12 protein-coding genes and 1 other RNA gene are annotated in these 15,332 nt (G+C 67.2%); 3 read left to right on the top strand and 10 right to left on the bottom strand.

Going from position 1 to position 15,332, the window contains the following annotated elements; genetic code table 11:
• Window positions 1-41: 41 nt before the first annotated feature.
• The 8 genes from CHB77_RS15270 to CHB77_RS15235 all read right to left on the bottom strand — a co-directional run bounded on the left by CHB77_RS15270 (window position 42) and on the right by CHB77_RS15235 (window position 8,738).
• Window positions 42-410 carry a hypothetical protein gene (locus tag CHB77_RS15270; protein ID WP_089389041.1) on the bottom strand — a complete coding sequence of 123 codons (369 nt, stop codon included), beginning with the start codon at window positions 408-410 and terminating at the stop codon, window positions 42-44.
• Window positions 407-652: a DUF2484 family protein gene (locus tag CHB77_RS15265; RefSeq protein ID WP_165456301.1), complete on the bottom strand. Its 246-nt coding sequence runs from the start codon at window positions 650-652 to the stop codon at window positions 407-409. Before CHB77_RS15265 ends, CHB77_RS15270 begins: the two co-directional genes overlap by 4 nt.
• Window positions 649-2,076, bottom strand: coding sequence for a UDP-N-acetylmuramate--L-alanine ligase (gene murC / locus CHB77_RS15260; RefSeq protein ID WP_089389040.1), 1,428 nt, complete (start codon window positions 2,074-2,076; stop codon window positions 649-651). The genes CHB77_RS15265 and murC overlap by 4 nt, the downstream gene beginning before the upstream one ends.
• Window positions 2,073-3,158 (bottom strand): UDP-N-acetylglucosamine--N-acetylmuramyl-(pentapeptide) pyrophosphoryl-undecaprenol N-acetylglucosamine transferase, encoded by a 1,086-nt coding sequence (locus tag CHB77_RS15255; protein ID WP_089389039.1) that lies wholly within the window; start codon window positions 3,156-3,158, stop codon window positions 2,073-2,075. Before CHB77_RS15255 ends, murC begins: the two co-directional genes overlap by 4 nt.
• Complete coding sequence (gene ftsW, locus CHB77_RS15250) at window positions 3,158-4,321, bottom strand: putative lipid II flippase FtsW (protein ID WP_089389038.1); 1,164 nt, start codon at window positions 4,319-4,321, stop codon at window positions 3,158-3,160. The genes CHB77_RS15255 and ftsW overlap by 1 nt, the downstream gene beginning before the upstream one ends.
• An 82-nt stretch (window positions 4,322-4,403) precedes the next feature.
• Window positions 4,404-5,279 (bottom strand): urea carboxylase-associated family protein, encoded by an 876-nt coding sequence (locus CHB77_RS15245; RefSeq protein WP_089389037.1) that lies wholly within the window; start codon window positions 5,277-5,279, stop codon window positions 4,404-4,406.
• An 18-nt stretch (window positions 5,280-5,297) separates the two neighbouring features.
• Window positions 5,298-6,041: a cytochrome c biogenesis CcdA family protein gene (locus tag CHB77_RS15240; protein WP_089389036.1), complete on the bottom strand. Its 744-nt coding sequence runs from the start codon at window positions 6,039-6,041 to the stop codon at window positions 5,298-5,300.
• Window positions 6,042-6,137: 96 nt separating this feature from the next.
• Window positions 6,138-8,738, bottom strand: a complete 2,601-nt coding sequence (locus CHB77_RS15235; RefSeq protein WP_089389035.1) for a ribonuclease E/G — start codon at window positions 8,736-8,738, stop codon at window positions 6,138-6,140.
• 545 nt (window positions 8,739-9,283) lie between these two features.
• On the opposite strand from CHB77_RS15235, the gene CHB77_RS15225 reads away from it, so the two are divergent.
• Window positions 9,284-10,180 carry an alpha/beta hydrolase family protein gene (locus CHB77_RS15225; RefSeq protein WP_089389033.1) on the top strand — a complete coding sequence of 299 codons (897 nt, stop codon included), beginning with the start codon at window positions 9,284-9,286 and terminating at the stop codon, window positions 10,178-10,180.
• A 2-nt stretch (window positions 10,181-10,182) separates the two neighbouring features.
• Here CHB77_RS15225 and CHB77_RS15220 read toward each other — a convergent pair whose 3' ends face one another.
• Together CHB77_RS15220 and CHB77_RS15215 are read right to left on the bottom strand one after the other, a co-directional pair.
• Window positions 10,183-10,791 (bottom strand): inner membrane-spanning protein YciB, encoded by a 609-nt coding sequence (locus CHB77_RS15220; protein WP_089389086.1) that lies wholly within the window; start codon window positions 10,789-10,791, stop codon window positions 10,183-10,185.
• Window positions 10,792-10,866: 75 nt separating this feature from the next.
• Window positions 10,867-11,847, bottom strand: a complete 981-nt coding sequence (locus CHB77_RS15215) for a DUF1223 domain-containing protein (protein ID WP_089389032.1) — start codon at window positions 11,845-11,847, stop codon at window positions 10,867-10,869.
• 242 nt (window positions 11,848-12,089) lie between these two features.
• Between CHB77_RS15215 and acnA the strand changes: the two genes are divergently transcribed.
• Window positions 12,090-14,846, top strand: a complete 2,757-nt coding sequence (acnA, locus tag CHB77_RS15210) for an aconitate hydratase AcnA (protein WP_089389031.1) — start codon at window positions 12,090-12,092, stop codon at window positions 14,844-14,846.
• Window positions 14,847-14,935: 89 nt separating this feature from the next.
• An RNA gene (rnpB, locus tag CHB77_RS15205) (RNase P RNA component class A) lies at window positions 14,936-15,311 on the top strand.
• Window positions 15,312-15,332: the final 21 nt, after the last annotated feature.

Genomic DNA, 15,332 nt, shown 5'->3' with positions numbered 1-15,332 from the left:
CCGTGGTAGCCAGCCAGGGTGGCAGGGTCAACCGGGCGGACCTAGGCCAGCAGGCTGGCGATCACGGCGAGGGCCGACAGCCCGCACAGGCCCCAGATGTCCCATGGCCGCGTCAAGGGCCATTCGGGGTCCGATGGGATGCGGCGGCGCGTTGCGTCATGGATCCATCGCAGGGCGGCCCCGAACGCGACCGAACCCGCCGTCAGAATCAGCAGAAAGGCCAGCAGCGTTCCGGCCAACCCGGAATAATCGGTCTTTCGCAGGCCGATCAGCCAGCAGGCCAGCGCCCCGCCCAATAGCGCGGCGAATGCCGCCAGCAGCGGGCGCAGGGACCGGGCGGCCAGGCGCGTGGCGCCCGTCCAGACGCCCCACAGGACCACAAGCCCGATGACGGCCTGGAAGAGAATCAAGAATTCAGCCCGGCCCGCCTGCGCAGCGGCAGCCGGACCAGGACCAGCACGCCCAGCGTCAGGAAACCGACCCCGGCCAAGGGACCGCATGTGTAGGTCAGCCAGCCCAGGATCGGCACGCCCGTTGCGATCAAGCCCCACAGGGCGCGTTGCCGCTGGCGCCTGCGCAGGCTGCGGGCCAGGCGCGCCATCAGCAGCCACCCCGCCATGATCGCCAGCGCCAGGATCGCCGACTGCATCATGCAGCCCGCCCTTGCAACCGCGCGGGCAGGCCGTTGGCCCAGGTCGAGATCGTGCCCGCGCCCAGGCAGACCACCATGTCGCCGGGCCGGGCCTGTTCGCGGACCAGCCGTTCCAGGTCGTTTTCGTCCAGGATCGCGCGGGCGTGGCGGTGGCCGTGGGCGATCAGGCCCGCCACCAGGTCGTCGCGGGTGGCGCCGGGGATCGGATCCTCGCCCGCGGCATAGACCTCGGCAATGGCGACCACATCGGCCTCGTTGAAGCAGGTGCAGAAATCGTCGAACAGGTTGGACAGGCGGGAATAGCGGTGCGGCTGGTGGACGGCGATCACGCGGCCCTTGGTCGCCTGGCGCGCGGCTTTCAGCACGGCGGCGATTTCCACCGGATGATGGCCGTAATCGTCGATGATGGTGACGCCGCCCACTTCGCCCACGCGGGTAAAGCGTCGGCCGACGCCGCCGAATTTGGCCAGCGCCTCGCGGATCTCGGCCTTCTTGATCCCCAGATGGCGGGCGACGGCGACGGCGGCCAGCGCGTTCGACACGTTGTGATCGCCCGGCATCGGCAGGCTGCACCCCTCGATCATCTCGAGGTCGCCCATTTCCGTCGGGCCTTCGCCTTGCAACGCGATGTCGAAATGGGCGATGCCGTTTTCGTAACGCAGGTTCATCGCGCGCACGTCGGCCTGAGCGTTGAAACCGAAGGTCACGACGCGGCGGTCGGTCAGCTTGCCCACCAGGGCCTGAACTTCGGGGTGGTCGGTGCAGCAGACGGCAAGGCCGTAGAACGGGATGCCGGACGCGAAGTTGTAGAACCCCTGCCGAAGCGCGTCGAAGCTGCCCCAATGCTCCATATGCTCGGGGTCGATGTTGGTGACGATGGCGATGTCGGCGGGCAGGCGGTTGAAGCTGCCGTCGCTCTCGTCGGCCTCGACCACGACCCATTCGCCCGCCCCGGCGCGGGCGTTCGATCCATAGGCATGAATCACGCCGCCGTTGATGACCGTCGGATCCAGCCCGCCCGCGTCCAGCAGGGTCGCCACCATGGTGGTGGTGGTGGTCTTGCCATGGGTGCCCGCGATGGCGATGTTGGATTTCATCCGCATCAGTTCGGCCAGCATCTCGGCCCGGCGGACCACGGGCAGGCCGCGCCGCCGCGCCTCCTCCAGTTCCGGGTTGCCCTTCTTGATCGCGGTGGAAACAACCACGACGCCCGCCTGGCCGATATTGTCGGCCCGCTGTCCTTCGAAGACGCGGGCGCCCAGGGTTTCCAGCCGGTCGGTGATCCTGGATTTCTTTGCGTCGCTGCCCTGCACGTCATAGCCCAGGGTCAGCAGCACCTCGGCGATGCCCGACATGCCGATGCCGCCGATGCCGATGAAGTGAATCGGCCCCAGCTCGTGCGGCAGTTTGGTGGCGGCATTCATCGGGCAATCTCCGTGACAAGGTCGTACAGGCGGCGCGCCGCATCCGGGCGGGCAAGGAAAAGCGCGGCGCCGGCCATCTGGCTGGCACGCGCGGGGTCGTTCAGGATCGCGCGGATGTCGCGCGTCAGGCCAGGCGCGTCAAGCACCGATTCGGGATGGATCAGCGCGGCCCCGGCCTCGGCCAGGGATTGCGCGTTGGCGGTCTGGTGATCGCCTGCAGCCGCGGCATAGGGAATCAGGATGGCCGGTCGCCCGATCACCGTGATGTCGGCCAGGGACGAGGCGCCGGACCGGCTGACGACCAGTTGCGCCTGGGCCAGGCGTTCGGGAACATCGGTAAAAAAGGTCCGCACCTCGGCCGCGACGCCCGCATCGGCATAGGCCGCGGTCACGCGGTCGGCATCCTCGGTCCGGGCCTGGTGACTGACGCGCAGCCGGGCGCGCATCTCGTCGGGCAAGGCGGCGATGGCGGCGGGAACCACATCGGACAGGATGCGCGCGCCCTGGCTGCCGCCGATCACCAGCAGGTGCAGCGGACCGTCGCCCGGCGGGGCATAGGGGGCGGCGGCATGGTCCAGGACGGACTGGCGCACCGGATTGCCGGTATGGACGCCGTTGACGGCAGCAGGCAGATCCGTGGGCCAGGTGCCGCAGGCCACCCGATCCACGCGGGACGCAAAGACGCGGTTCACGCGGCCCATGACGCCGTTCTGTTCATGGATCATGCGCGGCACGCCCAGCGACAGCGCCGCCGACATGGCCGGGATGGTCGGATAGCCGCCGAACCCGATCACCACGGCGGGCCGGTGGCGCCGGAATGCCGCCCGCGCGGTCAACACGCCCAAGCCGATCTTCAGGGGCGCGGTCAGCTTGCCGGCCAGCCCGCCCCGCGCCGTGGTCGCCGACCGCACGACGCTGCGTTCCACCGTGTCGGGAAAGCCGTCCGCATAGCGCGCGCCCCGGTCGTCGGTGGACAGATTGACGCGCCAGCCCTCGGACAGCAGCAGTTCCGCCAAGGCCTGCGCGGGAAACATGTGCCCGCCGGTCCCCCCGGCGGCAATCAGGGCCAACGGGGCGGCCATCAGCGGCCCCGCCGCAGGATTTCGGCCAGCTCGCCCTGGGGCCGGGTGCGGGTCAGGGCCAGAAGCATCCCGGCGGCGATGCCCGACGCGATGACCGACGACCCGCCATAGCTGACAAACGGCAGCGTCATTCCCTTGGCGGGCAGCAGCCGCACCGCCACGCCCATGTTGATAAGCGCCTGCACGCCAAAGGCGCAGGCCAGCCCCGCGCCGGCGATGCGCGTGAACGGATCGCGTTCGCGCAAAAGCCGCAGCAGCGACCGCACGACGATGGTGCAATACAGCGCGATCACCAGCAGCACCATGACGGTGCCGTATTCCTCGGCGGCCACGGCGATGATGAAATCGGTATGGGCATCGGGCAGCGACCATTTCACCGACCCCTCGCCCACGCCGACGCCAAAGAAGCCGCCGTCCTGAATGGCCTTGGTGGCATAGCCGATCTGGGTGCGCGGATCGATTTCAGGGTTCAGGAAGCCGTTGATCCGCCGGGCAAAATGTTCGGACGCGCCATAGGCGAAGACGCCGCCCATGACCGCCAGCCCCGCCACGCCCATCAGCAGCAGCATGGGCGCGCCGGCGACGAAATACATCACCAGCCAGGAAAACAGCACCAGCGATGCCTGTCCGAAGTCCGGCTGCAAGGCCAGCAGGACCACCACCGCCATCGCGGTCACAAAAGAATACAACCGGCCGGGCGGGCCGCCCGCCATTTGCGCGGCGGCCAGGAACCAGGCGCAGATGGCGACAAAGCCGGGCTTGAGGAATTCGGACGGCTGCATGGAAATGCCCGCCACCGACAGCCAGCGGGTCGCGCCCTTGCCATAATCCTCTCCGATGAAGGGCAGCAGCAGGATCAGCACGAAGGCCGCGGCAAAGCCCAGCACGCCGATGCGCCGGATCTGGCGCAGCGGCAGCATGGAGATGACCAGCATCGTCACCAGTGCCATGACGCCAAAGAACGCCTGCCTCTGGACATAATAGAATCGCGGCAGGTGGTTCTTTTCCGCCAGCGGAACCGAAGCCGCAAGGCCCAGCAGGATGCCGATGGAAAACAGCCCCAGCACGCAGCCCAGGGACCATTTGTCCAAGGTCCGCCACCAGCGTGGAAGAATCGGGTCGCCCGCCCGTACGGGTGCCGTGCCAAAGACCATCTCGGTCATGGGAATACCGCCGTCACTGCCTCTGATCCTGCCCGGTTTTTCCGGGTCTGCCGAACAGCATAGCGCGAAATTCGGGGCCGCGCTACTGGGGATTGTCGGGGCGGGCGCCATGGCTGCGATCATAGCCGCTGACCTCGGGCGCGAGCCATCCCCGCGGCGGCGCGGCGGGACGAAACACCTCGACCAGCAGGGGATGGCATGATGCCCTGTCGGACGAATGCTCTGCCGAACAATCCCCGCCGGGACAGGCCGACAGGGCGCCCAGCAGGTCGATTTCGGCCAGAAACTCCAGATAATCGCCGGGGCGTACGGGACTGGCCTTCATCAGGTATTGGCCGGTTCGGCGCGAAAATCCGGTGCACATGAAGACATTGAGGACATCGTGGACATGCGTTTCGGCCTGTTCGAGCGTCAGCCCGCGATGCGCGGCCAGGGCGCGCGTCAGGTTCGAATGGCAGCAGTGGTGATATTGTCCGCCCGTCAGCAGGTTGTGCGTATAGGGATCGCAGCGGGTGCCGATCACGTCGTGGACCGACAGCCCGTCCGCGTCGAAGCCGTACCAGTCCAGCGTGTCGGCCGTGATCGTGGCCATCGGCCTCAGCGCCGGAAAGGATGACCACAGCCGGTCGCCGGTGGACACATGGGTGCCATGCAGCGCGCGGGTCTTGCCGGAATAGAACCGTTCGGAAAGATCCGCCGACCACAGGTTGAGATCGCCCACCTGAGGGCCGCCGATGCTGGAGATGCGAAAGAAGTGACCGGCCGGAACCTCGAAGCAGCCGGCATCGCGGGGCGGGACGGTGACGGCGGCGATGCGTTGCCAGCCGTCGCGGGCAGCGCCAAGGGCGGCCAGGTCCACGGCCGGCAAGCAATCGGCCGGATAGCAGGTTACGGGGGACATGGCGCGCCGCGCGGCCGCGTCGTCGGGTTCCGGGAACGTGGGGTGCTGCGGTTTCATGGGACGCCTTTGCTGGGATCACCCCAGCATCGCCAGTCCCGGAAAGGTTTCAAGAAGCCAGTACGAAAAGGCCGAAAACGCCCCGGTAATCAGCATGACGCCCACGATCAGCAGCAGCACCCCCATCGCGCGTTCGATCACATGCAGCCAAGGCCTGATGCGGTTCATCAACCCGATTGCCTGGTTGATGAAGATCGCGGCCAGCAGGAAGGGGATGCCCAGGCCCAGGGCATAGATCGCCAGCAGGGCCGTACCGCGCGACAGCTCGGCCCCCGTGGCGGCCAGCGACAGGATCATGCCCAGTTGCGGGCCGATGCAGGGCGTCCAGCCAAAGGCGAAGGCCAGACCCAGCAGATAGGCGCCGAACGCCCCGCCGCCCTCGGCGCCCGCCTCGATCCGCGCCTCTTGATCCAGGAACGGGATGCGGATCACGCGCAGGAAATGCAGGCCCATCACGATGACCACGCCGCCGGCGAACTTGGCCAGAACGTCCTGATATTGCAGGAAGGCCCGGCCGAACGCGGACGCGGCAAAGCCCATGATGAGAAACACCGTGGACAGGCCCATGACAAAGAACAGCGCCGGCAGCACGGCGCTGCGTTCCTGCGCGCGCAGCCCGTTCACGCCGACACCGGTCATATAGGCCAGATAGGGCGGCACGATCGGCAGCACGCAGGGCGACAGAAAGGACAGGATGCCCGCCAGCAGCGCCACAAGGGCGGCGGGCAGGAACGCGGCGGTGGCAAGTTCGATTCCCAGCATGGCGCGCACCTTAGCGCATGGGCCGGGGCAGACCATGGGTCATCGGGTCACGGTTTTGAGAAAAGGGCGCGGTCTGCACCGCGCCCCTGTTCACGATCAGCGGTGTCCCGACCACCAGCCCCGGCGCTTGGGGCGGCCGTCATCCGCCTCGGCCATTTCCGGCTCGCGTCCGGCGGCGCCCGCGTCAGGCCCGGCTTCGGGGGCAGGCAGGGCTTCGGCCGGATCGACCGCATCCGCGCGGGCCGGCTCGGCCCTATCGGTCCCGGTCGCGCCGATTTCGGCCGCGGCGGCCCCGGTTTGCGGTTCGGCCATCAGGACGGCGCCGGCCTCGGGTTCCGGGTCGGCGGCCTGCGGTTCGACGGCGATCTCGGACAACGCGACGATGTCGCCGTCCTCCTCGATCCTGTCGTCGGCAAGGCTTTCGGGCGCTGCGCCGCGTTCGGGACGGGCGTTCAGGCCGGGCAGCGACGGAGCGGGCTCGTCGGCATTGTCGCGCAGATCGACGACCTCTGGCAGGCCCTCGTGCTGGGGCTGATCGCCGCCCCGGCGGCGATTGCGCGACCGCGACCGGCGGCGGCGGCTGTTCTGTTCGCCGTCCGCAGCCTCGGGTTCGTCGGCGATGTCGCCCGCTTGCGCCGTTTCGGCGCCATCTTCGGAATCCTCGTCGGTTTCGGCCGTCTCGCCTTCGGGGCGGTCGTCGGATTTCCGGCGGCGGCGCCGACGGCGGCGGCGGCCGCGCCCCTCGCCATCCTCATCCGCGGCCAAGACGGTCGTATCCTCGCTATCGGTCTCGCCATCCCCGGCCTCGGCGTCATCGGCCTCGGCGTCATCGGCCAGATCCTCGTCCTCGTCGTCGATCTGGGCCATCAGATCGGCATCGACGGACAGGACCGAAGCCGCCGCATCGGGCACGCTGCGGGTCGCGGTCTTGAACTTCTCGATGGCGAAATCGGGCGAGATCAGCGACGGATCGGCTTCGAGCCGGACCGACAGGCCATAGCGCGCCTCGATCCCGGCGATATGCTCGCGCTTCTGGTTGATGAGAAAGTTGGCGACCGCGACCGGCGCCTTGACCAACACCTCGCGGGACCGCTTGCGGGTGCCTTCTTCCTCGATGGCGCGCAGGATCGTCAATGCCAGGCTGTCTTCGGACCGGATCAGGCCGGTTCCATGGCAATGGGCGCAGGGCTGGGTGGTCGATTCCAGCATCCCCGGACGCAGCCGCTGGCGCGACATCTCCATCAGGCCGAAACCGGATATGCGGCCCATCTGGATCCGCGCGCGGTCCGATTTCAGCTTGTCCTTCATCCGCTTCTCGACGGCGGCGTTGTTGCGCCGCTCCTCCATGTCGATGAAGTCGATGACGATCAGCCCGGCCAGGTCGCGCAGGCGCAACTGGCGCGCCACCTCGTCGGCGGCCTCCAGGTTGGTTTTCAGCGCGGTATCCTCGATCGAGCCTTCCTTGGTCGCCCGGCCCGAGTTCACGTCGATGGCCACCAGCGCCTCGGTCACGCCGATGACGATATAGCCGCCCGATTTCAGCTGCACGACCGGGTTGAACATGCCCGCCAGATAGCTTTCCACCTGATAACGGGCGAACAGCGGCATCTGGTCGGTGTATTGCTGCACGGCCCGGCTGTGGGTCGGCATAATCATCTTCATGAAGTCCTTGGCGGTGCGAAAGCCGCGCTCGCCCTCGACCAGAACCTCGTCGATCTCGGAATTGTACAGGTCGCGGATGGTCCGCTTGATAAGATCCCCCTCCTCATAGATCGGAGCGGGGGCGATGGACTTGAACGTCAGGTCGCGGATCTGTTCCCACAGGCGCAGCAGGTATTCATAATCGCGCCGAATCTCCGTGCGGGTCCGCTGGCTGCCCGCCGTGCGGATAATAAGCCCCGCGCCGCGCGGAACGTCCAGTTCGGACGCGATGTCCTTGAGCTTCTTGCGGTCCACCGCGTTGGTGATCTTGCGGCTGATCCCGCCGCCGCGCGCGGTGTTGGGCATCAGCACGCAATACCGGCCCGGCAGCGACAGATAGGTGGTCAGCGCGGCGCCCTTGTTGCCGCGTTCTTCCTTGACGACCTGGACCAGCATGATCTGCCGGACCTTCACGACCTCCTGGATCTTGTAGCGGCGGGCGCGCGGCTTTTTCGGGGCGTGGATCTCCTCGGCCACGTCCTCGTCGGCGACCGATTCGATGTCCTCATCCTTGTCGGAAGCGGCCGTTGCCGTGTCGTCGCCATCGCCATGATCGGCGTCCGGCGATTCCCCGGTCGTCTCGTCAGACCGTTCGCCATCGGCGGCCTCAGCCTCGGCCTGCTCGATCTCGTCGCCGGATTCCGTCTTCGCGGACCGCGCCTGACGGCGCTTGGCGCGGGCGGCATCCTCGGCCTCCTGCGCCTCGGCATAGGCGCGTTCTTCGGCGATCAGGGCGTCGCGGTCGGCGGCGGGAATCTGGTAATAATCCGGGTGGATTTCCGCGAATGCCAGGAAACCGTGGCGGTTTCCGCCGTAATCCACGAAAGCGGCCTGCAACGAGGGTTCGACCCGCGTGATCTTGGCCAGATAGATGTTGCCCGAGATCTGGCGCTTGTTTACGGTCTCGAAATCAAATTCTTCGACCTTGGTTCCGTCCACCACGACCACCCGAGTTTCCTCGGCATGGGTGGCGTCGATCAGCATTTTCTTTGCCATTGTTGTGTCTTTCGCGCAGGCGCGCCCCAGGTGGTGCCAGTGGCACCCCGGAATGCAGGCCGCGATATGATGGGAACGCGGGCGCGGCACCGGCAACGGCAACCGGACGGGAACGGCCAGCAGCCCCCCCGTTCCGATCCTGTCCGTCCCATGCGCGCGTCATCGCGTCTGTTCCTTGTGATCGACGCGCAGGCCAGGCCTGACGCGCCGCTGTCGGTTCTTTCGCCCGATCGCGCGACAATGCGCAGTCCGGGCGGGTTTTTCCGCGTGACACATGCCGCCAAGGGTTGAATCCGGGGCAGAGGTGCCGCGCTGCGAAACTGGAAGCGCCCACAACCCGCGATTGAAGGTCGATGACGCATAGCCGCAACATAGAGGCGAAGGGGTAGAAAATTCAATGGCGAAAACGGTCCGAGGCGGAATACGCCGGTTCCCGCCCGCACAAAGGGCATGCGCAACACGCGTCACGCAGCCTTAACGGTTCTTTCACGTCGATGTTGCACCTTGTGCCTTATGCCCGGTCGGGCAGGGAAAGGGGATGCATCATGCCGGTGGTCAGGATCGATGGCGAAGGCGCGCTTTCCGGGGAACTGGCGGGGATCGTCCGCGCCCTTCCCGCCCATGCGCCCGTCATTGTGATGATCCACGGCTATCGCTATTCGCCCGCCGCGCCCCATTGCGACCCGCACCGCCACATCCTGTCCCTGGACCCCGACCGGTCGCAGCGCCGCGCCCTGTCCTGGCCGCGCGCCCTCGGCTTCGGAACGGGCCGGGACGACGAAGGGCTTGCCGTCGCCTTCGGATGGGAAGCGCGGGGCACGCTGGGCGGCGCCTATGCGCGGGCCGGCGATGTCGGCCGCGGGGCGGCGCGGCTGATCGGCCAACTGGCCGACAAGGCCGGGCGGCCCGTGGCGCTGATTGGTCATTCGCTGGGGGCCCGCGTGGCCTTGCAGGCCTTGCATCATGCCGATCCGGGCAGCATCGGGCGCATCGTCCTGCTGGCGGGCGCCGAGTTCCGCGATACCGCCGCCCTGGCGCTGGACAGTCTCGCGGGCCGCCGGGCCGAGGTTCTGAATGTCACGTCTCGCGAAAACGACCTGTTCGATCTTGCGATGGAGCTGTGGCTGGATCTGGGGCGCAGGCAGGCGCTCGGCTTCGGGCTGGCCCGTCCGGCGGGAAACTGGCTGGATGTGCAGATCGACGACGGCGCCACCTTGGCGACGCTGGAAGGCCTGGGCTTCGCGGTCGAACGGCGTCCGTTGCGCCTGTCGCACTGGACGCCTTATCTGCGCGGCGGCCTGTTCGACTTCTATCGCACCGCCCTGACGCAGCCCTGGGCCTTGTCCCTGCCGATGCTGCGCGCCCGCCTGCCAGGCCGGATCCAGCCGCGATGGTCCCGCCTGCTGGCGCCGCCCGCGCAATTCGGAGGCCTTCGGGCCTGAGGCTATTTGGTCGCGTCGTCGGTCGGCACCTGGATCGAATGGGCGCGGAACAGCCCGGCGTTGGCCATCAGAAAGACGAAAATCACCACCGGCATTCCGAACGTCTTGAAATATACCCAGGTCGTTTCCGACATCGCCCGCCAGACGATCTCGTTCGCGGCGGCAAGTGCCAGAAACAGCAGCGCCATGCGCGCCGTCAGCTTGCGCCAGCCCTGCGCGTCCATCGGCAACGCCTCGGACAGGATGGCGCCCAGCCAGTTCCGGCGGGTCATCAGGCTGAACCCCAGCAGGCTTGCGAACAGCAGATAGATGATCGTCGGCTTGATCTTGAAGAAACGCGGATCGTTCAGCCAGACCGACAGCCCGCCGAACACCACGACCAGCACCAGCGTCGCCAGCTGCATCGGCGCCAGCTTTCCGGTCAGCCGCCAGCGGATCAGCGTGGCCAGCGCAAGCGCCGGGATAAAGACCAGCGTCGCAAAGACCAGGGGCGTATAGTTCTGCCCCCACAGGCTGACGTCGCCGCCGCGATTCAGCATGAACACCGCAAAGAACAGCAGCAGCGGCCCCCATTCCAATGATTGCAGCACCCAGGGTTTCGGTTCGTTCATCGCGGCATCGTCCTCGTGTGGTCCGTCATCGCTGTTTCCCGCATTGCGCGCCGCCAAGCAAGGCCGGCCTGCCCGTCAATCCAGACGGATGGCCGCCAGGATCGGTCCGGGCATTCCCTTGCGTTCCTGTTTCTGGACCAGCAGCGCATGGCGGGTGTCGGGCGGAAAGCGGTCGTCGGCGGCGCCGGCGGCGCTGACCTTCATGCGCAGGGGGGCCATGCTGTCCCATTCGGCCAGCCGGTCCAGCGACAGGACGACGTTGGTATAGGTGATGGTCTTGCCGCGATTTTCGCCCGCCGTCACCTCGACCGACCGTTCGGGGGCATAGCGGACCATCAGGATGTCCACCCGCCCGCCCAGGTCCGACAGGGGCATCAGCTCGATCGACTGGCCATCGGCGGCGGTATCGCGCTGGACGCTGACCATGGCCGGGGCGACCCGGCTGGCGTCGATCAGCCCCATCAACTGCGCCGGTCCCAAGGTCACGGCCGTGTCGATGCCGTCCACGATCATCTGCGGCGTATAGACCGACCGTTCCCCCGCCGCCTGGGCATAGCGTTCCTGGCGCCGGGTGAATTCGGGCCGGGCAAAGCTGTCGGTCCAGCCCAGATAATCCCAGTAATCCACATGAAAGGACAGCGGCAGGACATCGGGCTGGTCGGACAGCCCCGACAGCATCGCATCCGCCGCCGGACAGGACGAGCACCCTTGCGAGGTGAACAGTTCGACCACCACCGGCACCGCATCGTCAAAGGCGAACGGTTCCATCGGCGGCGATCCGTCGGTGGCGGCAAAGCTGTTGAAGCCGCCGGTTTCGGACGGGGCATAGGCCGATGACGGCGCGGACCGGCTGGGGTCGCTGGGCGCGGCGATGACCGGCGCGGCCTCGCCGCCTGGCCGCGATCCCTCGGCGCCACGAGGTCCGCCGTTCAGGGCGGCGCCTATCCCGCCACCCTCCGGTCCCTGGGCCGCGGCCATGCCCCCGAACGTCAGGGCCAGCCCGCACAGCGCGGCGGCAAGAGGGTTTCTGCACAAGGCTGCCGATAGGGCCAGCATCCGGGGTCCGGTTCTTGGAACGATTGCCGTCCTGCATAGACCCCGGCCCCGGCCAGAGACAAATCAAGGCTTTGTTAGTCCGCCACGGCCCCGCCTGGCCGTGCCTCTTGAGCAACGCCCGGCAACGTGGTATGCAATTGCATACAATTTGCCGTGCGATGCCCTTGCGCTGCCCCGCAGCATCGGGCAAAGCAGAAGCCACGCAAGCCCGACCCATCCACGTCGCAGACAGGGAGGCCTCGATGCCCATCCAGATCGGAACCGATACCGCCAGCACCCGCCGCAGCCTGACGGCGGGCGGGCGCGAATACGCCTATTACTCCATCGACGCCGCGACCGAGGCCGGGCTTGGCGACTTTTCCCGGCTGCCTGCCGCGCTGAAGGTGGTGCTGGAAAACCTGCTGCGCTTCGAGGATGGCGGATTCTCGGTGTCGGTGGACGACATCAAGGCGTTCGGCGAATGGGCGGCCCTGGGCGGCAAGAACCCGCGCGAGATCAACTATCGTCCCGCCCGCGTGCTGATGCAGGATTTCACCGGCGTTCCGGCGGTCGTGGACCTGGCGGCGATGCGCGACGGCATCCTGGGCCTGGGCGGCGATGCGCAAAAGATCAACCCGCTGAACCCGGTCGATCTGGTCATCGACCATTCGGTGATGATCGACGAATTCGGCAATCCGCGCGCCTTTCAGAAGAACGTCGATCTTGAATACGAACGCAATATCGAGCGTTACCAGTTCCTGAAATGGGGCCAGAACGCATTCCAGAACTTTCGCGTGGTGCCGCCCGGAACCGGCATCTGCCACCAGGTGAACCTGGAATACCTGGCCCAGACCGTCTGGACCGACACCGACCAGAACGGCGATCTGGTCGCCTATCCCGACACGCTGGTGGGCACCGACAGCCACACCACCATGGTCAACGGCCTGGCCGTGCTGGGCTGGGGCGTCGGCGGCATCGAGGCCGAGGCCGCGATGCTGGGCCAGCCCGTATCCATGCTGATCCCCGAGGTGGTGGGCTTCAAGCTGACCGGCCGCATGGTCGAGGGCACCACCGCCACCGATCTGGTGCTGAAGGTCGTGGCCATGCTGCGCAAGCACGGCGTGGTGGGCAAGTTCGTCGAATTCTATGGCGAGGGCCTGGACAACCTGCCGCTGGCCGACCGCGCCACCATCGCCAACATGGCCCCCGAATACGGCGCCACCTGCGGCTTTTTCCCCATCGACGACGAGACCCTGCGTTATCTGCGCAATACCGGACGGGACGAGGATCGGATCAGTCTGGTCGAGGCCTATGCCAAGCAGAACGGCTTCTGGCGCGGGGCGGACTATGCGCCGGTCTATACCTCGACGCTGGACCTGGACATGGGCAGCATCGTGCCCGCGATTTCCGGTCCCAAGCGGCCGCAGGACTATCTGCCGCTGACCGAATCGGCGCGCAGCTTCTACAAGGTCGTGGCCGACTATCGTGGCATCGACCAGTCCAATGGCGCCCAGGACATGGTCGAGGAAGGCGGCGGCGTGATCGCGGCCCCGGCCGATGTGCGCCGCACCGCTGCGGTGGAAGGCACCGATTACACGATCCGCGACGGGTCGGTGGTGATCGCGGCGATCACCTCCTGCACCAACACCTCGAACCCTTACGTCATGATCGGCGCCGGTCTGGTCGCCCGCAAGGCGCGCCAATTGGGCCTGAACCGCAAGCCCTGGGTGAAAACCTCGCTGGCGCCGGGATCGCAGGTGGTGGGCGAATACCTGGAAGCCGCCGGGCTGCAAGAGGATCTGGACGCCCTGGGCTTCAATCTGGTGGGTTACGGCTGCACCACCTGCATCGGCAATTCGGGCCCGTTGGGCGATCCGGCGATCAGCAAGGCGATCCACGACAACGACCTGGTGGCGACCGCCGTTCTGTCGGGCAACCGCAACTTCGAGGGGCGCATCAGCCCCGATGTGCGCGCGAACTTCCTGGCCTCGCCGCCGCTGGTGGTGGCCTATGCCATCGCGGGCGATCTGAACGTCGATCTGACCCGCGACCCCATCGGCCGGACGCCCGAGGGCCGCGACGTCTATCTGAAGGACATCTGGCCCACCAACCAGGAGATCGCCGATCTGGTCCATGCCACCGTCACGCGGCAGGCGTTCCAGTCGAAATACGCCGACGTGTTCAAGGGCGACGAACGCTGGCAGGCGGTCGAGGTCACGGACAGCGAGACCTATGACTGGCCGCCCACCTCGACCTATATCCAGAACCCGCCCTATTTCCGCGGCATGTCCAAGGAGGCCGGCGTCATCAGCGACATCGACGGCGCCCGGGTGCTGGCGATCCTGGGCGACATGATCACCACCGACCACATCAGCCCGGCCGGTTCCTTCAAGCCGACCACGCCCGCGGGCCAGTATCTGACCGAACGCCAGGTCGCGCCCAAGGATTTCAACAGCTACGGCTCGCGCCGCGGCAACCACGAGATCATGATGCGCGGCACCTTCGCCAACATCCGCATCCGAAACGAGATGCTGGACGGGGTCGAGGGCGGCTATACCAAAGGCCCGGACGGCCGGCAGACGACGATCTTCGACGCCTCGATGGCCTATCAGCAGGCCGGAACACCCCTGGTGATCTTCGGCGGCATCGAATACGGCGCCGGATCGTCGCGCGACTGGGCGGCCAAAGGCACGAACCTGCTGGGCGTCAAGGCAGTCGTCGCGGAATCCTTCGAGCGCATCCACCGGTCGAACCTGGTCGGCATGGGCGTCGTCCCGTTCGAGTTCCTGCCGGGCGAGAACCGCAAGACGCTGGGCCTGAAAGGCGACGAGGTCGTCTCGATCCACGGGCTGGCGGGCGATTTCAAGCCGCTGTCGCTGGTGCCCTGCACCATCCGCTATGCCGACGGCAGGGTGAAGGAGATCCAGATCAAGGCCCGGGTCGATACCGAGGTGGAAATCGAATACCTCAAGAACGGTGGCGTGCTGCATTATGTGCTGCGGAACCTGGCCCGCGCCTGATCCGATCGGATAGGAAATCGACCCCCCCGCTGTCCGCAGCGGGGGTTTTTCATTGACGCGCGCGCCCGTCCCCGCCATAGCGGCTGCGCGCGGAGGGTTGGATGACCGCGGCGGCAAGCCGTCGAGGAAAGTCCGGACTCCATGAGGCAGCGGTGCCGGGTAACGCCCGGCGGGGGCAACCCCAGGGAAAGCGCCACAGAGAACAGACCGCCTGCATCCGTGCAGGCAAGGGTGAAACGGCGGGGTAAGAGCCCACCGGGGGCCTGGCAACAGGCCCCGCATGGCAAGCCCCACCGGGAGCAATGCCGAATAGGGACCGCGCGCGGGGGCAACCCCGCAGGGCCGCCTTGCCCCAGCAGGTCCGGGTAGGCAGCTTGATCCGGCGGGCAACCGCCGGGCCAGAGGAATGGTCATCCAGCCGCATCACGCGGTGGACAGAATCCGGCTTACAGGCCCTCCGCGCAATCGGTCGTTTTCCCGGCGATT

Origin of the sequence: Paracoccus sediminis (genome assembly GCF_900188295.1) — a bacterium.
GTDB classification, from domain to species: domain Bacteria; phylum Pseudomonadota; class Alphaproteobacteria; order Rhodobacterales; family Rhodobacteraceae; genus Paracoccus; species Paracoccus sediminis.
This window is presented reverse-complemented; position numbering and strand designations above follow the sequence as displayed.

Bases quoted from the DNA above. Each gene is read 5' to 3' on its own strand.
- CHB77_RS15265 (WP_165456301.1), bottom strand. From the start codon at position 652: ATGATGCAGTCGGCGATCCTGGCGCTGGCGATCATGGCGGGGTGGCTG.
- murC (WP_089389040.1), bottom strand. From the start codon at position 2,076: ATGAATGCCGCCACCAAACTGCCGCACGAGCTGGGGCCGATTCACTTC.
- CHB77_RS15255 (WP_089389039.1), bottom strand. From the start codon at position 3,158: ATGGCCGCCCCGTTGGCCCTGATTGCCGCCGGGGGGACCGGCGGGCAC.
- ftsW (WP_089389038.1), bottom strand. From the start codon at position 4,321: ATGACCGAGATGGTCTTTGGCACGGCACCCGTACGGGCGGGCGACCCG.
- CHB77_RS15245 (WP_089389037.1), bottom strand. From the start codon at position 5,279: ATGAAACCGCAGCACCCCACGTTCCCGGAACCCGACGACGCGGCCGCG.
- CHB77_RS15240 (WP_089389036.1), bottom strand. From the start codon at position 6,041: ATGCTGGGAATCGAACTTGCCACCGCCGCGTTCCTGCCCGCCGCCCTT.
- CHB77_RS15235 (WP_089389035.1), bottom strand. From the start codon at position 8,738: ATGGCAAAGAAAATGCTGATCGACGCCACCCATGCCGAGGAAACTCGG.
- CHB77_RS15225 (WP_089389033.1), top strand. From the start codon at position 9,284: ATGCCGGTGGTCAGGATCGATGGCGAAGGCGCGCTTTCCGGGGAACTG.
- CHB77_RS15220 (WP_089389086.1), bottom strand. From the start codon at position 10,791: ATGAACGAACCGAAACCCTGGGTGCTGCAATCATTGGAATGGGGGCCG.
- CHB77_RS15215 (WP_089389032.1), bottom strand. From the start codon at position 11,847: ATGCTGGCCCTATCGGCAGCCTTGTGCAGAAACCCTCTTGCCGCCGCG.
- acnA (WP_089389031.1), top strand. From the start codon at position 12,090: ATGCCCATCCAGATCGGAACCGATACCGCCAGCACCCGCCGCAGCCTG.